Genomic DNA, 21,074 nt, shown 5'->3' with positions numbered 1-21,074 from the left:
TTGCTCTTTGAAAACTGAATTAAACAACCAGTATGTTAAGAAAAAGGAAACTCGTTTTTCTTTTAAAAAATAGAGGTTTTTCCTCTAAAAGCTAAGAACTTCAAATGAATTTTATTTATTTGAAACAAACTTTTTTGGAGAGTTTGATCTTGGCTCAGGACGAACGCTGGCGGCGTGCCTAATACATGCAAGTCGAGCGCGGGAATCTCTTCTGATCCCTTCGGGGTGAAGAGAGTGGAACGAGCGGCGGACGGGTGAGTAACACGTGGGCAACCTACCTATAAGACTGGGATAACTCGCGGAAACGTGAGCTAATACCGGATAATACTTTTTATTGCATAATAAGAAGTTTGAAAGGCGGCGTAAGCTGTCACTTATAGATGGGCCCGCGGCGCATTAGCTAGTTGGTGAGGTAAAGGCTCACCAAGGCAACGATGCGTAGCCGACCTGAGAGGGTGATCGGCCACACTGGGACTGAGACACGGCCCAGACTCCTACGGGAGGCAGCAGTAGGGAATCTTCCGCAATGGACGAAAGTCTGACGGAGCAACGCCGCGTGAGTGAAGAAGGTTTTCGGATCGTAAAACTCTGTTGTTAGGGAAGAACAAGTCAGGTAGTAACTGACCTGACCTTGACGGTACCTAACCAGAAAGCCACGGCTAACTACGTGCCAGCAGCCGCGGTAATACGTAGGTGGCAAGCGTTGTCCGGATTTATTGGGCGTAAAGCGCTCGCAGGCGGTCTTTTAAGTCTGATGTGAAAGCCCACGGCTTAACCGTGGAGGGTCATTGGAAACTGGAGGACTTGAGTGCAGAAGAGGAGAGTGGAATTCCATGTGTAGCGGTGAAATGCGTAGAGATATGGAGGAACACCAGTGGCGAAGGCGACTCTCTGGTCTGTAACTGACGCTGAGGAGCGAAAGCGTGGGTAGCGAACAGGATTAGATACCCTGGTAGTCCACGCCGTAAACGATGAGTGCTAGGTGTTAGGGGGTTTCCGCCCCTTAGTGCTGAAGTTAACGCATTAAGCACTCCGCCTGGGGAGTACGGCCGCAAGGCTGAAACTCAAAAGAATTGACGGGGACCCGCACAAGCGGTGGAGCATGTGGTTTAATTCGAAGCAACGCGAAGAACCTTACCAGGTCTTGACATCCTTTCGCCCTCCCTAGAGATAGGGATTTCCCTTCGGGGACGAAAGTGACAGGTGGTGCATGGTTGTCGTCAGCTCGTGTCGTGAGATGTTGGGTTAAGTCCCGCAACGAGCGCAACCCTTGATCTTAGTTGCCAGCATTAAGTTGGGCACTCTAAGGTGACTGCCGGTGACAAACCGGAGGAAGGTGGGGATGACGTCAAATCATCATGCCCCTTATGACCTGGGCTACACACGTGCTACAATGGATGGTACAAAGGGCAGCGAAACCGCAAGGTCAAGCAAATCCCATAAAACCATTCTCAGTTCGGATTGTAGGCTGCAACTCGCCTACATGAAGCCGGAATCGCTAGTAATCGCGGATCAGCATGCCGCGGTGAATACGTTCCCGGGTCTTGTACACACCGCCCGTCACACCACGAGAGTTGGTAACACCCGAAGTCGGTGAGGTAACCTTTTGGAGCCAGCCGCCGAAGGTGGGACCAATGATTGGGGTGAAGTCGTAACAAGGTAGCCGTATCGGAAGGTGCGGCTGGATCACCTCCTTTCTAAGGATATACGAAAAGTGGAAGCACCCGGTTAGCGACGTACAAACTGCGCCTGGCCATGTCAGGTGGTCCGATGTTGCCGCGCAAAGCGGCGATTTTAATCGGACATTCTTCTACCGAAGGAGATAAAGGAAACACGATGAGCGAAAGCGAATCGATGTTGACTTATCGTACGGAGGTAAAGGAAGTTTGCTAGTCGCTGGGTGCTGCAGCTGGACATTACGGAACATCCAGGTTTGGATGAAACATACTGTGCTGTTTGGTTCAGTTTTGAGAGAGCAAATCTCTCTGAAACTTTGTACCTTGAAAACTAAATAAGAGTAAACAAGACATCAAATTTTAAAGCAAGGCTATATAATAGCACGCTTATTCATTGTAAACTTAGTTAAGTGAATAAGGGCGCACGGTGGATGCCTTGGCACTAGGAGCCGATGAAGGACGGGACTAACACCGATATGCCTCGGGGAGTTGTAAGTAAACATAGATCCGAGGATTTCCGAATGGGGAAACCCACTGTTCGTAATGGAACAGGACTTATGTCTGAATACATAGGGCATAAGAGGCACACCCAGGGAACTGAAACATCTCAGTACCTGGAGGAAGAGAAAGCAAATGCGATTTCCCAAGTAGCGGCGAGCGAAACGGAAACAGCCCAAACCAGAGAGCTTGCTCTCTGGGGTTGTAGGACACTCCACAAGGAGTTACAAAGAAATTCTTTAGATGAATCAACCTGGAAAGGTTAGCCAAAGAGGGTAACAGCCCTGTAATCGAAAAAGAATTTCCTCCGGAGTGGATCCTGAGTACGGCGGAACACGTGGAATTCCGTCGGAATCCGGGAGGACCATCTCCCAAGGCTAAATACTCCCTAGTGACCGATAGTGAACCAGTACCGTGAGGGAAAGGTGAAAAGCACCCCGGGAGGGGAGTGAAAGAGTACCTGAAACCGTGTGCCTACAAGTAGTCGAAGCGCGTTAATGCGTAACGGCGTACCTTTTGTAGAATGGACCGGCGAGTTACGATTGTATGCGAGGTTAAGTGGAAGACACGGAGCCGTAGCGAAAGCGAGTCTGAATAGGGCGATTTAGTATGCGGTCGTAGACCCGAAACCGTGTGATCTACCCATGTCCAGGGTGAAGGTCAGGTAACACTGACTGGAGGCCCGAACCCACGTATGTTGAAAAATGCGGGGATGAGGTGTGGGTAGGGGTGAAATGCCAATCGAACACGGAGATAGCTGGTTCTCTCCGAAATAGCTTTAGGGCTAGCCTCAAGATGATGAGTACTGGAGGTAGAGCACTGATTGGACTAGGGGCCCTCATCGGGTTACCGAATTCAGTCAAACTCCGAATGCCAGATACTTAAACTTGGGAGTCAGACTATGGGTGATAAGGTTCATAGTCGAAAGGGAAACAGCCCAGACCACCAGCTAAGGTCCCAAAGTATACGTTAAGTGGAAAAGGATGTGGAGTTGCTTAGACAACCAGGATGTTGGCTTAGAAGCAGCCACCATTTAAAGAGTGCGTAATAGCTCACTGGTCGAGTGACTCTGCGCCGAAAATGTACCGGGGCTAAACGTATCACCGAAGCTGTGGATTGTTCTTACGAACAATGGTAGGAGAGCGTTCTAAGTGCTGTGAAGTCAGACCGTGAGGACTGGTGGAGCGCTTAGAAGTGAGAATGCCGGTATGAGTAGCGAAAAAAGAGTGAGAATCTCTTTCACCGAATGCCTAAGGTTTCCTGAGGAAGGCTCGTCCTCTCAGGGTTAGTCGGGACCTAAGCCGAGGCCGAAAGGCGTAGGCGATGGACAACAGGCAGATATTCCTGTACCACCTCATGACCGTTTGAGCGATGGGGGGACGCAGTAGGATAAGGAATGCGCACGGATGGATGTGTGCGCCCAAGCAGTGAGAAAGTCAGGTAGGCAAATCCGCCTGGCCATTTCAAGCTGTGATGGGGAGGCCTTCTGGCCGAAGTTCCTGATTTCACACTGCCGAGAAAAGCCTCTAGCAAGGTCACAGGTGCCCGTACCGCAAACCGACACAGGTAGGCGAGGAGAGAATCCTAAGGTGAGCGGGAGAACTCTCGTTAAGGAACTCGGCAAAATGACCCCGTAACTTAGGGAGAAGGGGTGCTCTACGGAGTAGAGCCGCAGTGAATAGGCCCAAGCGACTGTTTAGCAAAAACACAGGTCTCTGCGAAGCCGAAAGGCGAAGTATAGGGGCTGACACCTGCCCGGTGCTGGAAGGTTAAGGGGAAGAGTTAGGGCTTTTGCCCGAAGCTTAGAACCGAAGCCCCAGTAAACGGCGGCCGTAACTATAACGGTCCTAAGGTAGCGAAATTCCTTGTCGGGTAAGTTCCGACCCGCACGAAAGGTGCAACGACTTGGGCACTGTCTCAACGAGAGACCCGGTGAAATTATACGATGCGTGAAGATGCGCATTACCCGCGACAGGACGGAAAGACCCCGTGGAGCTTTACTGTAGCCTGATATTGAATGTCTGTGCAGCTTGTACAGGATAGGTGGGAGCCTTAGAAACGTGAGCGCCAGCTTACGTGGAGGCATCCGTGGGATACCACCCTGGCTGTATGGACCTTCTAACCCAGGACCGTGATCCGGTTCGGAGACAGTGTCAGGCGGGCAGTTTGACTGGGGCGGTCGCCTCCCAAAAGGTAACGGAGGCGCCCAAAGGTTCCCTCAGAATGGTTGGAAATCATTCGCAGAGTGTAAAGGCAGAAGGGAGCTTGACTGCGAGACCTACAAGTCGAGCAGGGACGAAAGTCGGGCTTAGTGATCCGGTGGTTCCGCATGGAAGGGCCATCGCTCAACGGATAAAAGCTACCCCGGGGATAACAGGCTTATCTCCCCCAAGAGTTCACATCGACGGGGAGGTTTGGCACCTCGATGTCGGCTCATCGCATCCTGGGGCTGTAGTCGGTCCCAAGGGTTGGGCTGTTCGCCCATTAAAGCGGTACGCGAGCTGGGTTCAGAACGTCGTGAGACAGTTCGGTCCCTATCCGTCGTGGGCGTTGGAAGTTTGAGAGGAGCTGTCCTTAGTACGAGAGGACCGGGATGGACATACCGCTGGTGTACCAGTTGTTCCGCCAGGAGCATAGCTGGGTAGCTACGTATGGAAAGGATAAGTGCTGAAAGCATCTAAGCATGAAGCCCCCCTCAAGATGAGACTTCCCATCATTTTAAATGAGTAAGATCCCTCAGAGACGATGAGGTTAATAGGTTTGAGGTGGAAGCGTGGCGACACGTGGAGCTGACAAATACTAATCGATCGAGGACTTAACTAAATTCTTTTGATGTCTTGATTTACTCTTATTTAGTTTTTAAGGTATAAATCCTTAATTTAATATGAATGTCTGGTAGCGATGGCGGAGAGGTCACACCTGTTCCCATACCGAACACAGAAGTTAAGCTCTCCAGCGCCGATGGTAGTTGGGGATTCCCCCTGCGAGAGTAGGACGCCGCCAGGCAAATTTATAAAAAGCCAGGATACAAATTTATTGTATCCTGGCTTTTTATAAAGGAAAGAAAATTAAAATTTTGATCTACCACAGCATTCCTAGCTGTAGTATTTTTAATATTAGGGTCTGTTATATAGGTAAATGTTGATAATGATCCTGCTACCTCTCTGAAACCTTGATATAATCAATATTTGGAGAAGTTATCAAGGTGAGTAAGTTTAAAAGGAATGTTATTATTTTCTAACTCCTGTTTTAATACCTTACAATACGGACAACTTGTCATTATATAAATTTCAATCATAATCATTACCTCCGAACAATTTAAATTAGCAGACTATTATGTTATCATAAAGAAAAATATAGAAATTAAGGAGACTCCTTACATGAAACGATACAGTATAATTAGTTACACAGCATTAATTTTAGGTTTAACTTCCTTCCTATCGTTAACTCCGCTGGCAATATCTAGGGGTTTTTCAACCTTTTTGTTAGTTTTATCGATTAGTGGTTTAATCTTATCCCTATATGGATTATTTAAAAAAACAGAACAAAAATCCCTTTTGTTAGTAGCACTTATTACCTAAGCATGGTTCCCCACCACCATCTTATTTATAATGTGGGTAATGGTTTAAAAAAGATTTGCATCCTATTAAACTCATAAAACTCATACTACCACCCAGATTGTTTTAGTTCAATAATCAACATTTAGAATAATTAAAAGCTTAAAGTATGGTGGGTAAAGCTCTTTGTAGTATTAAGTTTACATAAAAACACAGAATATCGGTATACTATGTTAAAATTAATTAGAATATTGGGAATTATACGAAGGAAAGGGAGAAATGAACATATGAATATATTAGTGTTTGGTGCAGGGGCAGTAGGTGCTTACTTTGGTGGAAGAATGTTAGAAGCAAACTATTCTGTATCATTTTTTGTTAGAGAAAAGCGTGCAAAGCAGTTAAAAAAAGAAGGCTTAAAATTAATAAGCCCAGAAGGTGAGTTTGAAACAAAAAATGTTACCCTATATACGTCTGAGAAAGAAGTGAAAAATATTGATTTAGTTATTCTAGCAGTGAAGGGATATCATTTAGACAGTGTCATTCTACAATTAAAGTTGATTACGGAACAAACTGGAGCATTTGTGTTACCATTATTGAACGGATTTGAACATATCGATAAATTAGATCAAGCAGTTGGCAAAGAAAAAGTATTAGGTGGATTCGCATATATTTTCGCTACTTTAAATCAACAAGGTCATGTTGTTCATGGGGGAAATAGTAGTTCCATTAAATTTGGTTCACGACATGAATCTCAAATGGATGTTTGTAATCATTTAAATTCAATGAATCAGCATGTGAAAACAAATTTATTATTAGACGAAAATATCATAAAAGAGATGTGGAGAAAATATTTATTAATTACCGCTTTTTCTGGCATTACGTCTGCAACACAATTACCTTCAGGATTTACCATAAATTCAGAGGCTACATTAAATGTTTTTAAAAATATTTTAGTTGAGATGAGTTTTATTGCTAAAAAAGAAGGTGTTATCTTTGCGGAAGAGGAAATTGCTAAGATTATATCTTCATTTAAAAGATATCCAGAAAATACTACCTCTTCTATGCATCAAGATCTACGAAAAGGACTACCAATTGAAGTCAACCATTTACAAGGGGGCGCTGTCCGCTATGCTCAAAAACATAATATTACTATCCCGGTAGTTGAGACTATTTATGGAATATTAAAGCCATATGAGAATGGTAAACCTAATTAATTAACTAAAAAACGTTTGGATTAATTCCAAGCGTTTTTTTATGCGAATTTAACTAATACATCAAAGCAACTGCAAATGATGAGTAACGGAAAGAAGATTATTCTGAGGGATTCCGGTACTCATTACGGTGATTAGTGCCCCGAACGCAAAAAAAGGATTAGCAATTTGTATAATAATCATTCCATAAAAAAATAGCATACCAGTAAATTTGGTATGCTATTTTTATTCAGTGTTTTAAGGTAAACTACTTATCGCTAGTTTTGTTAGTTTTCTTTTTACGGTTAAAGGAATTAACGATGGACGCAATTGCACCATCACCTGTAACGTTCGTTGCTGTACCAAAACTATCTTGAGCTAGATATAGGGCAATCATTAGGGAAACCATTGTAGGTCCAAAACCAAGCATACTTTCAAGAAGTCCAGCAGCGGCCATAACTGCCCCACCTGGAATACCAGGTGCTGCAATCATTGTAACACCTAACATTAAAATAAATGGGAAATAAGCGCCAAATGTCTCAACTTGTCCCTGCAAGAATAAAACAGCTAAAGAACAACTAACGATAGTGATAGTACTTCCTGATAAATGTATTGTAGCAAACAGGGGTACTGTAAAATCTACTATATTGTCGTCTGCTTTAAGTTTTTTTGCATGTTTAAGTGTAACTGGAATTGTTGCTGCTGATGATTGAGTTCCTAATGCAGTAAAGTAAGCTGGTGACATTGTTTTTAACATTTTTAAAGGATTTTGCTTACTTAGTGTACCAGCAACCGTGTATTGGAAAATTAAATATAAAAAGTGAAGTATGATAATCATGACAAATACTTTTATAAATACACTTAGTATAACAGCTACTTGACCGGAATAAGTCATATTTGCGAATATCCCAAAAATATGAATAGGTAAGAGTGGGATTATAAACTTCTCAATTACTAATTGAACAATTTCTTTAAATTCAATCATCGTTTTTAGAAGGGTGTCTTGTTTAATTGCTGCCAATCCAATACCTAGGATGAAAGATATAAGAAGTGCTGTCACTACATCCATTGGTGCTGGCATCTCAACTGTTAAAAAAGGTTTACTTAATCCTTCAGATGGATCTGTAAAAGCTTTGAGTGTTTGGTTGCTAAGTATTGTTGGGTACAAGCCTTTGGCTACGAAAAAGGCGAATAAACCTGCGATGATGGTTGATAAATACGCTAAAAAGGCACTTATTCCTAATAACTTCCCAGCACCTCGACCCATTGAACCAATTCCTGGGGTTATAAAACCAATGATTATAAATGGTATAATGAAACCTAAAAAGTTTCCAAATAGTCCATTAAAAGTAGCAAACAAACGAATAAAAAACTCATTTGCAAATGAACCTATCAGGATACCTAAAACTATTGCGATAATTATACGTGGTAAAAGTCCTATCCGTTTCAAAAGTAACTCTCCTTATTTTTTAATACATACTTTTTTATTTTACTATAAAGCTCGACAAATGCATAGATATAGAATGAAAAAAACACGCCAAAATAAGGCGTGCTTTTCTAATACTACTGCATTTGTTGCTGGTTTCCACCTGTGCCGCCCATGCCACTCATAGCAGACACAAATGGAAGTACTTTTTGTACGGTTTGTCCTAAACCTTGATTTTTCTTGGTCATTGTGTAGTAAGTTGCAGCTCCTACACCGAGAGATGCTATAATTGGTAACCAGTTTTGATTTTTCATTTGCATCCTTATCACCCTTTCAAGTTGTTCAAGACAGTATTATCTTGTGACAGAATAGAGTGTTCATGCTAGGTATCATCTACCAGTTTGTCGTTGATTCTTGAGCTGCGTTCATGCCAGCAAGTCTTCCAGTAACAAACGCAGATGTAATATTATATCCTCCCGTATAACCGTGAATATCTAATATTTCACCGCAAAAGTATAGACCGTGCATCTGTTTTGATTGCATTGTGTTTGGAACAATTTCTTTTATGGATACACCTCCACCTGTTACAAATGCTTTTTCTAAAGGAAGAGACCCATTAACAGAGAAGGTAAAATGTTTCATGGCATGTACGATATCGCGGATATTCTCTTTAGAGACATTGGCACATTTTTGTTCATCACTTATTTGGTGTTGTTGTAAAATAAAGGATTGAAATCGTTCAGGTACGATTCCCTTTATTGTGTTTTTAAATGCCTTTTTCGGATTATCATGAACCAACTTAATCATATTTTGAATGATCTTTTCTTCTTTTTCATCGGGTAGAGTATCTAAAACCATTGTAACTTGATTTCTTCCACGCATCAGTTCTTTTACTACGAATTGGGAGCATCGTAAGACAGCAGGACCAGAAATACCAAAATGCGTAAATATCATATCCATACGATGACTGATGATTGGTTTATTCCGTTTGTTTAAAACAGATAGCTTAATGTCTCTTAACGATAATCCTTGTAATACTTTCGTTTGGATAAATTCCTCATTTGATGTTAGGGCTACTTCAGTTGGATATAGTTCAGTTATAGTATGTCCTGCTTTTTTTGCCCAAGCATAACCATCCCCTGTTGAGCCAGTGTGGGGTACAGCTTTTCCACCAACCGCAATTACGACCGATTTTGTTGTTATTTTGTGACCATTTTCTTTTAAGATGATCGTATGTTGATTTTCATCAAAGTGAATAGCTTCTACTGGGGAATTTAATTTTACTTCTACATGCAGTTCTTTCATTTTGTTAATAAGGGCATCTACTACGGATTTAGCAGAATTAGATTTCGGAAACATTCTTCCATGATCTTCTTCTTTCAAAGCTACACCCATTCCTTCAAAGAAATCAATGATATCGTAATTATTAAAAATAGAGAATGCACTATACAAAAATTTTCCATTCCCTGGTATATGTTTAATTACTTCTTCTTGGGGTAGACGATTTGTTACATTACATCTTCCACCGCCTGAAATAGCTAATTTCTTTCCTAACTTTTTCCCTTTTTCAAGTAACATCGTTTTAGCACCATGTTCAGCAGCTGCAATTGCAGCCATTAATCCCGAAGGACCGCCCCCGATAACTATGACATCATAATTCAACATTCTTCATTCCTTTCGGTAGTATCATATCATTACCATACGTCGTAACTCAATTCCAACTCGTTTTAATAAGATAGAAGCGAGAGGACTGCTTCAATATTTAGGACTATTTGTAACTTTTTATCAAAGAAGTTAGAAAAATCTTCACAAGTTTACGTTGTAACGTTATCAATCCTACTATGAGATGTGTTAAAATAACGTGTATGTATATCCTACTTAAAGAAAAATGAGAATCAGGTGAAAATATGTCGAATATAGTAAAAGGTGCATTTATTTTAACATTGGCATCTTTTTTATCTAAATTTTTAGGGATGATTTATGTTATCCCATTTAATGCTCTAGTAGGTACCACTGGTGGGACGCTATTTAGTTTTGCCTATACACCTTATAGTATTTTTATAAGCCTTTCTACTGTTGGAATTCCTGTAGCTGTTTCGAAATTTGTATCTAAATATAATTCATTAGGGGATTATGAAACAAGCTATAAAATGTTCAAAATAGCAAGTAAGATCATGGCGATAACAGGTATTGTCGCTTTTTTAGTGTTGTTTTTCAGTTCAGAATGGCTAGCTCACTTGATGATTACAAGTGATGATCCTGTTGGGATAACAGTTGAGGATGTTACCTTTGTAACAAGAATGGTAAGTATAGCCCTATTAATCATTCCCGTTATGAGTATTTCTCGAGGTTTCTTCCAAGGGTATGAAACAATGATGCCAACAGCAGTTTCTCAAGTGGTTGAGTCAATCATTAGGGTCTTATGCATTTTAGTCGGTTCATTCGTCATTATCAAAGTAATGGGTGGGTCTATTGTTACAGCAGTTGGTTTTTCTACTTTTGCTGCATTTATTGGTGCTCTAGCATCTTGCATTGTTTTATATATTTATTGGAAGAAAACAAAGCCAACCATCAATCAGCAGCTTGAAATGCAACAAAAGTCATATAATGTTTCAACGAAAGAGTTATTAGTAGAATTATTCCAGTATGCTGGTCCTTTTATATTGGTAGGATTGGCCATTCCATTATATCAATTAGTGGATCAGTTTACATTTGAAAGAGCAATGGTTGCTTCAGGGTTAGAGGAAATATGGGAATCGACTTATTCTTACATTAATTATTACGGGCATAAGATTGTCATTATTCCGATGACGATAGCAACAGGTCTGTCGTTATCTATATTACCTACGTTAACTAAGTCTTTTACGCAAAATGATCGAGAACTTTTAAATAATCAAATCAATCAAGCATTGCAAATTGTTTTTGTGCTTGTAATTCCTGCAGCAGCAGGAATTGCTATTTTATCTAATGAAACATATGGCGCATTATATGGACTGAATGATATTGCAGGACAACTGTTAGCTTGGTATTCACCAGTCGTCTTATTGTTTGGGTTATTCAGTGTAAGTGCAGCTATTCTACAAGGGATTAATGAACAACGTTTTGCAGTAATCAGTTTATTAGCAGGTCTACTTGTAAAAATATTATTAAATGTTCAACTAATTCATTGGTTTGGGGCAAAAGGAGCAATATTTGGAACGGCTTTAGCCTCAGGAATTGCAGTTTTGCTTAATTTGGTTCATATCAAAAAATCGATTAATTTTAGTTATAAGCAGCTTTTCAAACGTACAATACTTATTCTGATTTTTACAGCCATTATGGTAATTGCCATTTGGATAGTGAAAATAATTCTAGAATTTATTATTCCAGCGGACACTCATATGGGTGTTATCATTCATCTTATGGTTGGGGTAATGGCCGGTGGTGGAGTATATTTATATCTTGCACACATTTCTACATTACTTGAACGAGTTTTAGGAAAACGTATTTCAATAGATCTGATTAAAAGAAAGCGAAGTAGATAAGATAATATGGAGTGAATGTACGATGCGTTTAGATAAGTTATTAGCTAATATGGGTTATGGTAGTAGAAAAGATGTAAAAAGCCTACTTAAGAAAAAACAAGTATTCGTTAATGCAGTAGTAGTAAAAGAAGGTAGCAAACATGTTAACCCAGAGATAGATATCGTGGAGGTAAATGGGAAGCAAGTTGTATATAAGAAATATATTTATCTGATGATGAATAAACCACCAGGTGTTATATCAGCTACCTTTGATCATAAAGAAAAAACGGTTATTGATTTATTAACGGAAGAACATCAATATTTTGAACCATTTCCCGTAGGAAGGCTGGATAAGGATACAGAAGGCTTACTATTACTAACGAATGATGGAGAGTTAGGGCATCGTTTAACTTCCCCCAAAAAAGAGGTAGGGAAGACCTATTATGCAAAAATACAAGGAATCGTTACCGAGTTAGACGTAGAAGTTTTCAAAAAGGGAATCGTTATAGATGATGGATATCAATGTAAACCTGCCCATCTAGACATCCTTCATAGTGATGAAGTTTCGGAAGTTGAGATTACCATCACAGAAGGAAAATTCCATCAAGTTAAGAGAATGTTTGAAGCAGTTGGGAAGAAAGTGGTCTATTTAAAAAGACTCCAGATGGGAAAACTAAAGCTAGACGAAAAGTTAGCATTAGGTAAGTACCGTGAATTGAGTGAAGAGGAGCTAGCTTATTGCGAGAGCCTTACATAGGAGGAAGAAAATGGGCCAATCCCCACATTATTTCATTGCTATTCAACTATCTAAAGAATTACAAAATACTTTCGCTTTATGGCAAAATAAGTTGCAGGGTGTATTACCATATAAGCAGTGGTATAACAAAAAAGATTTGCATATTACATTGAAATTCCTAGGGGCAGTAAATGATGAAAAATTAGAAGAACTAACAACTCATTTAAAGAGAGTAGAAGAACTACCTGCTTTTAGTCTGGAAGTGGGTACATTGGGTACGTTTGGTAATCCAAAAAGTCCACGTGTACTGTGGGCTGGAGTTGAAAGGGTAGAACCATTAATTAAAGTCCAACAGATTGTTGAACAAGGTGCATTCGAAGTTGGATTTCCTAAAGAAAATAGGAATTATAGTCCCCATATAACATTAGCAAAGAAATGGAACGGCAAAATTGGTTTTTCGTATGGTGATGTTTTGGAAAAATTGAAGAAAGAATTTACTTCAAAGGCTACTATGCATGTTAGTGAAATAACCTTGTTTCAAATACATCCAAATCGTAAACAAAAGTATGAACCAATCAAGAAATATAAATTACGTTAAAATACCATAGAATTAAATAGAAGAAGGAGGTGGAGAAAACGGCGCAATTGATTAAATTACAAGACTATATATCCCGTTATGAATGGGATACATACAGATACCCAACACAGTTTATTCGTGTTAAGAAACAAAACTGGAAAAAGTTACATCGGATGTGGTCAAATCCTGATATGTACACACCAAATATAGGGCTTGAGGAAGATATTAAAGAACAATCTTCTGCTTTCGCAAAATGGAAAGCATTTATTAGAAGAAAATCTAATCAAGAACTAGAAAATCAAGTTAACCCAAGAGAGAAATTAAATGAATTACCAGAAACAGAGGAGAAGTTAAAGCATTACTTTTTAGATGAAATATTTTTGTTTCAATTGAAATGGGCAACATCAACTGTGAACCGTATTTCCTATGTTCATAAAAAATATTATACAGATCCATTATTAAAGTATCTCCTACAACGCTTTCCGGATACTTATCTACTAATGTATAACCCTGTTTTTAATGTAAAAAGTGTTCCTGTCGATTGTGAAATTCTATTGGTTTCACCAATCGGTATCGAGATTTTATACTTTTTAGAAGTAGACGAACAAGCTGTCATTATGGCAGGAAATGAAAGGGTCTGGACTATTGAAAAAAATAATGATGTTTCTAAAATTTTAAATCCCAATATTGCTTTGAAACGTACGGAACAGATCATTAATAGTATATTACTCTCGCATGAGATAGAATTTCCAGTTCATAAAACGGTTATATCTCGTACAAATTCTATTCTTTTTACAAATGAACCATATCAAACTAAAATCGTTGGAAAAAAGGAATATCCTACTTGGTTTAATAATAGGCGTAAATTAATATCAACATTAAAGAGTAATCAATTAAAAGCTGCCGAGGTTTTATTGTGTCATTGTCAATCTACCTCTGTTCAGCGTCCAGAATGGGAAGATGATATCAGTATCCAAACTATCGGTGATTTGGAAGAATGATCCTGTATCATACATCGTTAACCAACTTCCAGAAAAATAGGTTAAAAAACTTCCCTAACCGCTAAAATAATACAAAAATCAACAAAACGAATAAAAAATCTCATGAAATGGTTGTAATTTAGATTTTATACCTATAAAATATGAAAAGAAATGCTATTTTTGAAAGATGTGAATACAACATGTTGGAATGGATCGAACAAGCATTAGGAGATGGCTGGAAGTTAACAACAGCGGGGGGGTTAACTGGTGAGGCTTTCTTTGCGAAAAAAGATAATAAACAGTTATTTTTAAAACGAAATTCCTCTCCATTTTTAGCTGTTTTATCTGCTGAAGGAATTGTTCCTAAGCTTGTCTGGACGAGGCGAATGGAAAATGGTGATGTCATAACTGCACAAGAATGGTTGGAAGGACGGGAATTAAAACCAAGTGATATGAAGGATGAAAGGGTAGCTAGCCTTTTACACAAAATTCACCATTCCACTGAATTACTAGATATGTTAATGCGGATAGGAATTATACCTTTAACTTCAGATGATATATTCCAAACAATTAAACAACAAATTTCTCAATTGGATTTACTTAAAGAAAATGTAGATGTTCAAATTGCTTTAAAACATCTTGAAACATTATTACCAAAAACAAGAGGTCAAAAACTTGTTGTATGTCACAATGACCTAAATCATAATAACTTATTAATGTCCAAAAATGGAAGCTTATATTTAATCGATTGGGATAATGCAACAATTGCTGATCCCGCTTCTGATTTTGGTTTAATCTTAAAGTGGTATATTCCTAGAGACGAGTGGCGCAATTGGTTAAAAAATTATGGAATTGAGAAAGATGATCATATATTAGAAAGAATGTACTGGTATTTAATTCATGACAGCTTACATTACTTAATATGGCATTTAAAACGAAAAGAGCCCGCAAAAGTGATGGAAAGATTGCGGGATTTAAAGGAATTAAATGATCAAGTGGAAGAAATGTTCTAAATGGTTTTAGCCATTATAGCTTTGTATTTCGTATTGCACTCATCCAAGTTTCTAAATTATCTTTATTAGCTGTAATGTGATCTTCTACATTATTAGTGCCTTCACCTTGAATTCCGTAGTTATAGATCTCAGGAAGTAATTGTAGTAGCTGTTCATCTGTTATTTCTTTTTTTGCCATCATATTTTTTACTAATCGTTTAATTTGCTGATATTCTGATACTTCAGCACAACAATCTACACATTGTTCATCAAGAATGTCATGCAACAATGTTAATAAATGATTTGAATTTAGTGTCATCGGAATCACCTCATGACACTATTTTTTGTCATTTTTTATTTTCTATACTCAAAGTAAGAAACTTACTAAATAAATACAACAAAGGCATTCGTCACCCAAGGCGAATGCCAATCTTTCTAACCATTACATCCATGTAAAATATAAAAAAAGAGAGGTAAAAGAATGCGTCAACGTAATAAACCATGGGCTGATGACTTTTTAAAGGAAAATGCTCAGTTAATTATTCCGAATCCTAGCGAGTATAAAGGGAAATGGAGTACGTTATTTGGAAATAATAATCCCATTCATGTAGAGGTTGGTACTGGTAAAGGACAATTTATTGTTGGAATGGCTAAACAGTATCCTAATATCAACTTTATTGGGATTGAGCTAGCAAAAAGTATTGTCGTGACTGCTGCACAAAAAGTGTTAGAAGCTGGCTCCTCAAATGTATTATTATTAAATGAAAATGCCGGTGATTTAGTAGAAATTTTTGCAGAGAACGAGGTTTCCACTATTTATTTAAACTTCTCCGATCCATGGCCGAAAAACCGTCATGAGAAACGGAGATTAACTTACAAAGCATTTTTAGACCAATATAAAACAATATTAAAACAGTCAGGACAGGTCATATTTAAAACAGATAATCGTGGACTGTTTGAATATTCTCTTGTAAGTTTAACGGATTATAATATGAAGTTGGAAGAAGTAAATTTGGATTTACATGCTATCCAAGATGAATCAAATATCATGACTGAATACGAAGAAAGGTTCTCTGCTAAAGGTCAACCCATTTATCGATTAAAAGCTTCCTTTTAACAGTAATAGCCCAGATTTCTAGGAACAAGCTTCGTTTTCTCCTTAAAGGAATATAGTATAAATGTCTAATTCATTAGAGGAGGAAAACGATGGAAATGAGTAATAATATACGACCTAATCACTTAGCATGGCACGAAACTCTTGAAGTTCACGAATTGGTTGTGTTTCAATCCATATCACTAATGAAATTAAAAAGATTTATTAAAGAGGTTCGTGATTCAGAACTCAAGTCCATTTATGAGCATGTGATTAAAGGACTAGAAACGAACTTGAAAGAACTTCTCGAATTTTATGCGTTAGCACCAACAGAAGAATTAAGAGATAGAAATTTAGACGATGGATTTTTTTCCGGAGACTTATTGGCTTTTGCAAAGACTTCCGTACGTAATTATTCTAATGCTATTACAGAAACTGCTACACCGATTTTACGGCAAACGTTGAATAAACAATTACAACGTTCTATCCAAACTCATGAAATGGTGTTTAATTATATGTATAAAAATGGGTATTACCCTGCATATGATTTGGAAAAGTTATTAAAACATGATGTTCAACTTGCAAATAAGGCTTTAAAAATGAAATAGTAATACAAAAACCTGTAACAAAGAAGGAATTCTTCTTGATACAGGTTTTTTTGGGTCTTGATTAATTAGTTATTGCGCTTATCATTGTTGTCACGTTTGCGATTACGATTGTTGTCATCATTGTTGTTGTTATCGAAATCGTTGAACTCATTCTCGTTCGCAAATTCAACACGGTTGTTATCGTTGTTGTTATTGTTGTTATTGCGGTTGCGGTTATTATTGTTAGCCATTTTAATCGCCCCTCCTAGATAAGTATTTGATGAAATTCCTCCAACGAAAAGGGCCCTTTCTCTTTAGATATATTTCATCGACAAATTATATTCTGCCCAAAAATAAAAAAATAAACCTTTTCATTCGACAATTTATTACAATCCGCCAAAATATTAAGAGAACACTGTATTATCTACTCCGATTTTTCTTCTATAACATGAATACCCGGATAAACCATATTTAGTTGGTTAATATAATGATGGGAAAAATATAAAATAGGTTGGTGAAATGAATGTACAAACTATTGTCTCATAATGATTTAGATGGGGTCGGTTGTGGAATCTTGGCTAAACTCGCTTTTGGAAACAATGTCAAGGTTCGTTATAATTCTATTGGTAGTCTAAACAAAGAGGTTGAGTGGTTTTTAGAAAATGAAAAAGATGTATTCTTATTTATAACGGATTTATCTGTAAATGAGAAAAATGAAAACCGATTAGAGGAGTATTATAAACAAGGTGGAAAACTTCAATTAATTGACCATCATCAAACGGCACTATCATTTAATAAATATGAATGGGGTCATGTTACTGTGGAAGATGAAGAGGGGCGTTTAACTTCTGCAACAGCTTTATTTTATGAATATCTATTGAAACATAAATTTCTTGAATCATCAGAGGCTGTAAATGAATTCGTAGAACTGGTGAGGCAATACGATACTTGGGAATGGGAGAAAAATAACAACGAAAAAGCACAGCGTCTTAATTCTTTATTTTTCCTTGTTTCCATTGAAGAATTTGAAGAGGTGATGCTCGAGCGGCTCCAGTCCAATGAACATTTCTTTTTTGATGAATTTGAGGAAAAGATTCTTGATATGGAAGAAGATAAAATTGAACGATACATACGAAGAAAACGTCGTGAGTTAGTTCAGAGAAAAGTTGGAGAATTGTATGCGGGTGTAGTATATGCGGAGTCTTATCATTCAGAATTAGGAAATCAATTGGGAAAGGAATATCCTCATCTAGACTATATTGCAATTTTAAATATCGGTGGAAGGAGAATGGGTTTTCGAACCATTCATGATCATATTGATGTTTCGGAAGTTGCTGCTCGGTTTGATGGTGGGGGGCATGCGAAAGCAGCAGGATGTACAATGAATGATCTTGCATTTCGATTATTTGTGGAGGAGACGTTTGAACTTGATCCATTACATGAGGATGCGAAAAGGAATCGCTTTAACTTGAAAGAATCATCTTTTGGAACATTATATAAAACAAAATCCGATGATATTCTGTTTATCATCCAGGTAGAAGAAAACTGGGTAATTGAAAAAGATAACGTGAGGTTGGAACAACAGTTTTCTAATTTTCGACAGGCCGAGATGTATATAAAGAGAAACTTTCAAGCGTGGGTGGCAAAAGATGAAGTATTTGTACAATACTTAATGAATGAGGTTAAGAAGAAAAAAAGAGAAGAGTAAATGTAAATGGCGCTTTCCTGTTAAAAAAGGATAAGCGCCTTATTTTACCTAATCGCGGTCTTCATAATCTTTCTTAATGTAGTCTACATTATCTTCCTCAGAAAATTCTGTTTGAGGATGAGTATTCAAAACACTAAATGGTTCCTGATGGTTATATTGTTTGTATAACACCTTCTCTTTCATATAAACATGAAAAAGACCTTCACTGATTGCTATGAAAAAGGCAGCAAAACCTGATACAATTCCAATAGGTGTCGTTGGATAAATAAACATACTTGATAATGCCCAAATCCCTACAAAAGCCAAGGCAAAGTCAGCAATAGTTGCAATGAAATTGTTAAACCTTGGTAATATAAGAAGATCACCTATTATATAATTGATTCCAGTTACTAAGGCACTAATAAGAAGAATTTCACCTAATGTTGCCGTTTCAAAAATGGCTAAAAGGGAAAATAAAATAACAGAAGTTACAATAAATTTAATTCCTAATGCTTTTATATGTTTCATCATATTATCCTTTCTTTTTTTCTTAGTATTAGAAAAGGTGATAAAAAATATGCAAATAAGGAATTCTAAATGATAGGGGAGAAATCAATGAAAGATGTTATTGTTTCATGGAGCGGGGGAAAAGATAGTGCTTATGCAGTATATACCCTATTAAAAGATAAAAAATATAATATAAAAGGATTATTTTCCACTATTTCTGAGAAAGAAAAACGGCTACCGGCCCATGAGGTTAAATCGGTGTTTATTCGAGAACAAGCTAAATCAATTGGATTGCCCTACCATGAAGTAATCCTACCTGATCATCCGAGCAATGAAGTGTATGAACAATTAGTTGGTAATCAATTAAAGAAGTTTAAACAGCAAGGTATAAACACCGTTGTTTATGCTGATTTGCTTTTAGAGGACATGAAATTATATCGTGATCAGTTTATGAAGAAGTATGACGTTGAAGGGCTTTATCCTTTATGGAAAAAAGATACACTACAACATGCAAGAGATTTTGTTTCAGAAGGTTTCCGGGCAATCGTCACCACCGTTGATTTGGAAAAATTACCAGCAAAGATGATTGGAAAAGTATTGGATCACGATATGATTAATTCCTTTCCCGATTACGTTGATCCCAGTGGAGAGTTTGGGGAATTCCATACTTTTGTTTTTGATGGTCCAATGTTTAATTATCCTATTAATGTTCAAACTGGTGAATTATTTACAACAATAGATGGACGTTATCTACATATTAATATAAATAATAAAGGCATTCGCTAAAGATAAATAGCGAATGCCAAGTTTTCACAAAAATCTTGTACAGGGAAACGTTAATTTGAAGATGTCGTATTCCCATCTGTGTTTGATTGATTATTACTTTGGCTTCCAACCATAGATTGGACCTGATCAGTTACTTGTTGGACATTCGGGTTGTTTAACGTATTTTGTACCATATTAGAAACCTGTTGTGGTAATTTCTGTAAGGTACCATTTTGCATTCCTTTACTTATTCCATAAATTGCTGCACCTGCCGCACCTATCGTTAGTAGGGAAGTCATCATACTACGGTTGTTATTCATGGAATCACCCTTTGTCAATTTTAGCTTCTCTAAATGGAAGCAAACTTAGTTTGATACGAATAGTATAGGTATATACCTCTCATTGTTTACCATTTTTGTTTATCATACTTCATCATACTCATCATATATTAAACGGGTAACCTGAGTAGATTCTCCTTTTTCAACTTCTTCATTTGTAGCATTTTTTCCATAGGAATCTTCAGGGTCTATTCCAGGAGCCTGTGCAGAATTAGGAACTCGTAATTTTTGTAACTTATTTTTTTTATCCATCTTTTCTCTCTCCTAATGTAATAAATAATTTTGTTCCATTAAAGCTGTAGCAATTTGTTCTTCTGTAATAATATCATCATTAAATTCAATTTTTATTTCACCATCTTCCGTGTCAATTAAAACTCTTTCCATTCCGTCATATTCATTCAAAATCTGTTCAATTTGTTGAATAACTTGACCAGTTGTAGCCTCTTTGACAAATAAAGTTATTTCCGCCATGTATATACTCCCTTAATTGAAATAATCTATATTATTATTCCAAAATCTTATAAAAACATGTTTAAAATAAAGTAATGGTGATATAATGGAAACAAACGTTCTGTTCAAGGTGGTCTTCCTATGATAAAATTATTAAATCATTCCCTACAAACTAGGGAAAAAATAAAGATCATATATTATTCGAATGATAAAAAGTTCACGCAAAGAACCATCAAGGTTATTAAAATGAACGATTCAAATGTTCTTGCATATTGCTACATGAAGCACAGTGTAAGGGTATTTAAGTTAGACAATATTTTAGCTGTAGAATCAGTTTATCGAAAACCTGGATAATCAATTCTGTTAGAAAATTTCTTGACTTTTTGAATCGTAATTTGTATGATGAAATAAATAATAGAATCTTTAAATCGGTCCTGTGAGGCTGGTAAGGTTGAACGTGATAACCAAATTAATAAAGGCGAAATAATATATTATTATTTCGTTCTCTCTTC

General features: G+C 37.6%; 22 protein-coding genes and 3 rRNA genes. 15 read left to right on the top strand and 10 right to left on the bottom strand.

The annotated features are described in order from the left end of the window. Positions 1 to 131: 131 nt before the first annotated feature. The 3 genes from MHI02_RS13715 to rrf all read left to right on the top strand — a co-directional run bounded on the left by MHI02_RS13715 (position 132) and on the right by rrf (position 5,180). Positions 132 to 1,697: ribosomal RNA gene (locus MHI02_RS13715) — 16S ribosomal RNA — on the top strand. A 383-nt stretch (positions 1,698 to 2,080) separates the two neighbouring features. Further along, positions 2,081 to 4,997: ribosomal RNA gene (locus MHI02_RS13710) — 23S ribosomal RNA — on the top strand. 68 nt (positions 4,998 to 5,065) lie between these two features. Then, positions 5,066 to 5,180, top strand: a 5S ribosomal RNA gene (gene rrf / locus MHI02_RS13705). The 16S, 23S and 5S rRNA genes sit together here, the layout of an rRNA operon. A 175-nt stretch (positions 5,181 to 5,355) precedes the next feature. Here rrf and MHI02_RS18565 read toward each other — a convergent pair. Next, positions 5,356 to 5,472, bottom strand: a complete 117-nt coding sequence (locus MHI02_RS18565) for a glutaredoxin domain-containing protein (protein ID WP_157851568.1) — start codon at positions 5,470 to 5,472, stop codon at positions 5,356 to 5,358. Between the two features lie 82 nt (positions 5,473 to 5,554). On the opposite strand from MHI02_RS18565, the gene MHI02_RS13700 reads away from it, so the two are divergent. Together MHI02_RS13700 and MHI02_RS13695 are read left to right on the top strand one after the other, a co-directional pair. Next, positions 5,555 to 5,755: a hypothetical protein gene (locus tag MHI02_RS13700; RefSeq protein WP_047184453.1), complete on the top strand. Its 201-nt coding sequence runs from the start codon at positions 5,555 to 5,557 to the stop codon at positions 5,753 to 5,755. Between the two features lie 263 nt (positions 5,756 to 6,018). Next, on the top strand, positions 6,019 to 6,945 hold the full coding sequence (locus tag MHI02_RS13695; protein WP_168380768.1) for a ketopantoate reductase family protein: 927 nt from the start codon (positions 6,019 to 6,021) through the stop codon (positions 6,943 to 6,945). 244 nt (positions 6,946 to 7,189) lie between these two features. Here MHI02_RS13695 and MHI02_RS13690 read toward each other — a convergent pair whose 3' ends face one another. The 3 genes from MHI02_RS13690 to MHI02_RS13680 form a co-directional block, all read right to left on the bottom strand. Further along, entirely contained in the window at positions 7,190 to 8,371 is a 1,182-nt protein-coding gene (locus MHI02_RS13690; RefSeq protein ID WP_047184451.1) for a dicarboxylate/amino acid:cation symporter, read from the bottom strand. A gap of 113 nt (positions 8,372 to 8,484) precedes the next feature. Then, complete coding sequence (locus MHI02_RS13685) at positions 8,485 to 8,667, bottom strand: hypothetical protein (protein WP_047184450.1); 183 nt, start codon at positions 8,665 to 8,667, stop codon at positions 8,485 to 8,487. Between the two features lie 73 nt (positions 8,668 to 8,740). After that, entirely contained in the window at positions 8,741 to 10,009 is a 1,269-nt protein-coding gene (locus tag MHI02_RS13680; protein WP_145524078.1) for a BaiN/RdsA family NAD(P)/FAD-dependent oxidoreductase, read from the bottom strand. A 245-nt stretch (positions 10,010 to 10,254) separates the two neighbouring features. Between MHI02_RS13680 and MHI02_RS13675 the strand changes: the two genes are divergently transcribed. The 5 genes from MHI02_RS13675 (at position 10,255) to MHI02_RS13655 (ending at position 15,156) form a co-directional block, all read left to right on the top strand. Continuing rightward, positions 10,255 to 11,871, top strand: coding sequence for a putative polysaccharide biosynthesis protein (locus tag MHI02_RS13675; RefSeq protein ID WP_060669053.1), 1,617 nt, complete (start codon positions 10,255 to 10,257; stop codon positions 11,869 to 11,871). A gap of 22 nt (positions 11,872 to 11,893) precedes the next feature. Beyond that, on the top strand, positions 11,894 to 12,607 hold the full coding sequence (locus tag MHI02_RS13670) for a pseudouridine synthase (protein WP_341165983.1): 714 nt from the start codon (positions 11,894 to 11,896) through the stop codon (positions 12,605 to 12,607). Positions 12,608 to 12,617: 10 nt separating this feature from the next. Beyond that, positions 12,618 to 13,184 (top strand): RNA 2',3'-cyclic phosphodiesterase, encoded by a 567-nt coding sequence (gene thpR, locus MHI02_RS13665; RefSeq protein WP_060669051.1) that lies wholly within the window; start codon positions 12,618 to 12,620, stop codon positions 13,182 to 13,184. 47 nt (positions 13,185 to 13,231) lie between these two features. Next, on the top strand, positions 13,232 to 14,164 hold the full coding sequence (locus MHI02_RS13660) for an NERD domain-containing protein (RefSeq protein WP_225344160.1): 933 nt from the start codon (positions 13,232 to 13,234) through the stop codon (positions 14,162 to 14,164). A gap of 179 nt (positions 14,165 to 14,343) precedes the next feature. Further along, a complete protein-coding gene (locus MHI02_RS13655; protein WP_060669049.1) occupies positions 14,344 to 15,156 on the top strand; it encodes a phosphotransferase family protein in 813 nt (270 codons plus the stop codon). A gap of 13 nt (positions 15,157 to 15,169) precedes the next feature. Here MHI02_RS13655 and MHI02_RS13650 read toward each other — a convergent pair whose 3' ends face one another. Next, positions 15,170 to 15,454: a YtzH-like family protein gene (locus MHI02_RS13650; RefSeq protein ID WP_060669048.1), complete on the bottom strand. Its 285-nt coding sequence runs from the start codon at positions 15,452 to 15,454 to the stop codon at positions 15,170 to 15,172. Between the two features lie 162 nt (positions 15,455 to 15,616). On the opposite strand from MHI02_RS13650, the gene trmB reads away from it, so the two are divergent. After that, positions 15,617 to 16,252, top strand: coding sequence for a tRNA (guanosine(46)-N7)-methyltransferase TrmB (trmB, locus tag MHI02_RS13645; RefSeq protein WP_060669047.1), 636 nt, complete (start codon positions 15,617 to 15,619; stop codon positions 16,250 to 16,252). Positions 16,253 to 16,341: 89 nt separating this feature from the next. After that, positions 16,342 to 16,836, top strand: coding sequence for a spore coat protein (locus MHI02_RS13640; protein ID WP_047184443.1), 495 nt, complete (start codon positions 16,342 to 16,344; stop codon positions 16,834 to 16,836). Between the two features lie 65 nt (positions 16,837 to 16,901). On the opposite strand, the gene MHI02_RS13635 is transcribed toward MHI02_RS13640, so the two are convergent. Then, positions 16,902 to 17,066: a hypothetical protein gene (locus MHI02_RS13635; RefSeq protein WP_341165982.1), complete on the bottom strand. Its 165-nt coding sequence runs from the start codon at positions 17,064 to 17,066 to the stop codon at positions 16,902 to 16,904. A gap of 272 nt (positions 17,067 to 17,338) precedes the next feature. Here MHI02_RS13635 and MHI02_RS13630 point away from each other — a divergent pair, with 272 nt between their 5' ends. Continuing rightward, positions 17,339 to 18,523 (top strand): DHH family phosphoesterase, encoded by a 1,185-nt coding sequence (locus tag MHI02_RS13630; RefSeq protein WP_341165981.1) that lies wholly within the window; start codon positions 17,339 to 17,341, stop codon positions 18,521 to 18,523. A 48-nt stretch (positions 18,524 to 18,571) separates the two neighbouring features. Here MHI02_RS13630 and MHI02_RS13625 read toward each other — a convergent pair whose 3' ends face one another. After that, positions 18,572 to 19,033 (bottom strand): YndM family protein, encoded by a 462-nt coding sequence (locus MHI02_RS13625; protein WP_083452624.1) that lies wholly within the window; start codon positions 19,031 to 19,033, stop codon positions 18,572 to 18,574. Between the two features lie 84 nt (positions 19,034 to 19,117). Here MHI02_RS13625 and MHI02_RS13620 point away from each other — a divergent pair, with 84 nt between their 5' ends. After that, positions 19,118 to 19,795, top strand: coding sequence for a Dph6-related ATP pyrophosphatase (locus MHI02_RS13620; RefSeq protein WP_341165980.1), 678 nt, complete (start codon positions 19,118 to 19,120; stop codon positions 19,793 to 19,795). 50 nt (positions 19,796 to 19,845) lie between these two features. Here MHI02_RS13620 and MHI02_RS13615 read toward each other — a convergent pair whose 3' ends face one another. The 3 genes from MHI02_RS13615 to MHI02_RS13605 form a co-directional block, all read right to left on the bottom strand. Further along, positions 19,846 to 20,094, bottom strand: coding sequence for a hypothetical protein (locus MHI02_RS13615; RefSeq protein ID WP_145524075.1), 249 nt, complete (start codon positions 20,092 to 20,094; stop codon positions 19,846 to 19,848). Between the two features lie 102 nt (positions 20,095 to 20,196). Beyond that, entirely contained in the window at positions 20,197 to 20,364 is a 168-nt protein-coding gene (locus MHI02_RS13610) for a hypothetical protein (protein WP_168380770.1), read from the bottom strand. Between the two features lie 12 nt (positions 20,365 to 20,376). After that, on the bottom strand, positions 20,377 to 20,583 hold the full coding sequence (locus tag MHI02_RS13605; RefSeq protein ID WP_145524076.1) for a hypothetical protein: 207 nt from the start codon (positions 20,581 to 20,583) through the stop codon (positions 20,377 to 20,379). A 120-nt stretch (positions 20,584 to 20,703) separates the two neighbouring features. Here MHI02_RS13605 and MHI02_RS18560 point away from each other — a divergent pair, with 120 nt between their 5' ends. Then, the gene (locus MHI02_RS18560; RefSeq protein WP_445668983.1) at positions 20,704 to 20,916 is read left to right on the top strand and encodes a WYL domain-containing protein; all 213 of its coding nucleotides are present in this window, start codon (positions 20,704 to 20,706) and stop codon (positions 20,914 to 20,916) included. The last annotated feature ends 158 nt before the right edge of the window (positions 20,917 to 21,074 follow it).

It is taken from the genome of Oceanobacillus sp. FSL K6-0118, from assembly GCF_038006665.1.
Classification (GTDB): domain Bacteria; phylum Bacillota; class Bacilli; order Bacillales; family Amphibacillaceae; genus Oceanobacillus; species Oceanobacillus caeni.
This window is presented reverse-complemented; position numbering and strand designations above follow the sequence as displayed.

Bases quoted from the DNA above. Each gene is read 5' to 3' on its own strand.
- MHI02_RS18565 (WP_157851568.1), bottom strand. From the start codon at position 5,472: ATGATTGAAATTTATATAATGACAAGTTGTCCGTATTGTAAGGTATTA.
- MHI02_RS13700 (WP_047184453.1), top strand. From the start codon at position 5,555: ATGAAACGATACAGTATAATTAGTTACACAGCATTAATTTTAGGTTTA.
- MHI02_RS13695 (WP_168380768.1), top strand. From the start codon at position 6,019: ATGAATATATTAGTGTTTGGTGCAGGGGCAGTAGGTGCTTACTTTGGT.
- MHI02_RS13685 (WP_047184450.1), bottom strand. From the start codon at position 8,667: ATGCAAATGAAAAATCAAAACTGGTTACCAATTATAGCATCTCTCGGT.
- MHI02_RS13675 (WP_060669053.1), top strand. From the start codon at position 10,255: ATGTCGAATATAGTAAAAGGTGCATTTATTTTAACATTGGCATCTTTT.
- MHI02_RS13670 (WP_341165983.1), top strand. From the start codon at position 11,894: ATGCGTTTAGATAAGTTATTAGCTAATATGGGTTATGGTAGTAGAAAA.
- thpR (WP_060669051.1), top strand. From the start codon at position 12,618: ATGGGCCAATCCCCACATTATTTCATTGCTATTCAACTATCTAAAGAA.
- MHI02_RS13655 (WP_060669049.1), top strand. From the start codon at position 14,344: ATGTTGGAATGGATCGAACAAGCATTAGGAGATGGCTGGAAGTTAACA.
- MHI02_RS13650 (WP_060669048.1), bottom strand. From the start codon at position 15,454: ATGACACTAAATTCAAATCATTTATTAACATTGTTGCATGACATTCTT.
- trmB (WP_060669047.1), top strand. From the start codon at position 15,617: ATGCGTCAACGTAATAAACCATGGGCTGATGACTTTTTAAAGGAAAAT.
- MHI02_RS13640 (WP_047184443.1), top strand. From the start codon at position 16,342: ATGGAAATGAGTAATAATATACGACCTAATCACTTAGCATGGCACGAA.
- MHI02_RS13635 (WP_341165982.1), bottom strand. From the start codon at position 17,066: ATGGCTAACAATAATAACCGCAACCGCAATAACAACAATAACAACAAC.
- MHI02_RS13630 (WP_341165981.1), top strand. From the start codon at position 17,339: ATGTACAAACTATTGTCTCATAATGATTTAGATGGGGTCGGTTGTGGA.
- MHI02_RS13625 (WP_083452624.1), bottom strand. From the start codon at position 19,033: ATGATGAAACATATAAAAGCATTAGGAATTAAATTTATTGTAACTTCT.
- MHI02_RS13620 (WP_341165980.1), top strand. From the start codon at position 19,118: ATGAAAGATGTTATTGTTTCATGGAGCGGGGGAAAAGATAGTGCTTAT.
- MHI02_RS13615 (WP_145524075.1), bottom strand. From the start codon at position 20,094: ATGAATAACAACCGTAGTATGATGACTTCCCTACTAACGATAGGTGCG.
- MHI02_RS13610 (WP_168380770.1), bottom strand. From the start codon at position 20,364: ATGGATAAAAAAAATAAGTTACAAAAATTACGAGTTCCTAATTCTGCA.
- MHI02_RS13605 (WP_145524076.1), bottom strand. From the start codon at position 20,583: ATGGCGGAAATAACTTTATTTGTCAAAGAGGCTACAACTGGTCAAGTT.
- MHI02_RS18560 (WP_445668983.1), top strand. From the start codon at position 20,704: ATGATAAAATTATTAAATCATTCCCTACAAACTAGGGAAAAAATAAAG.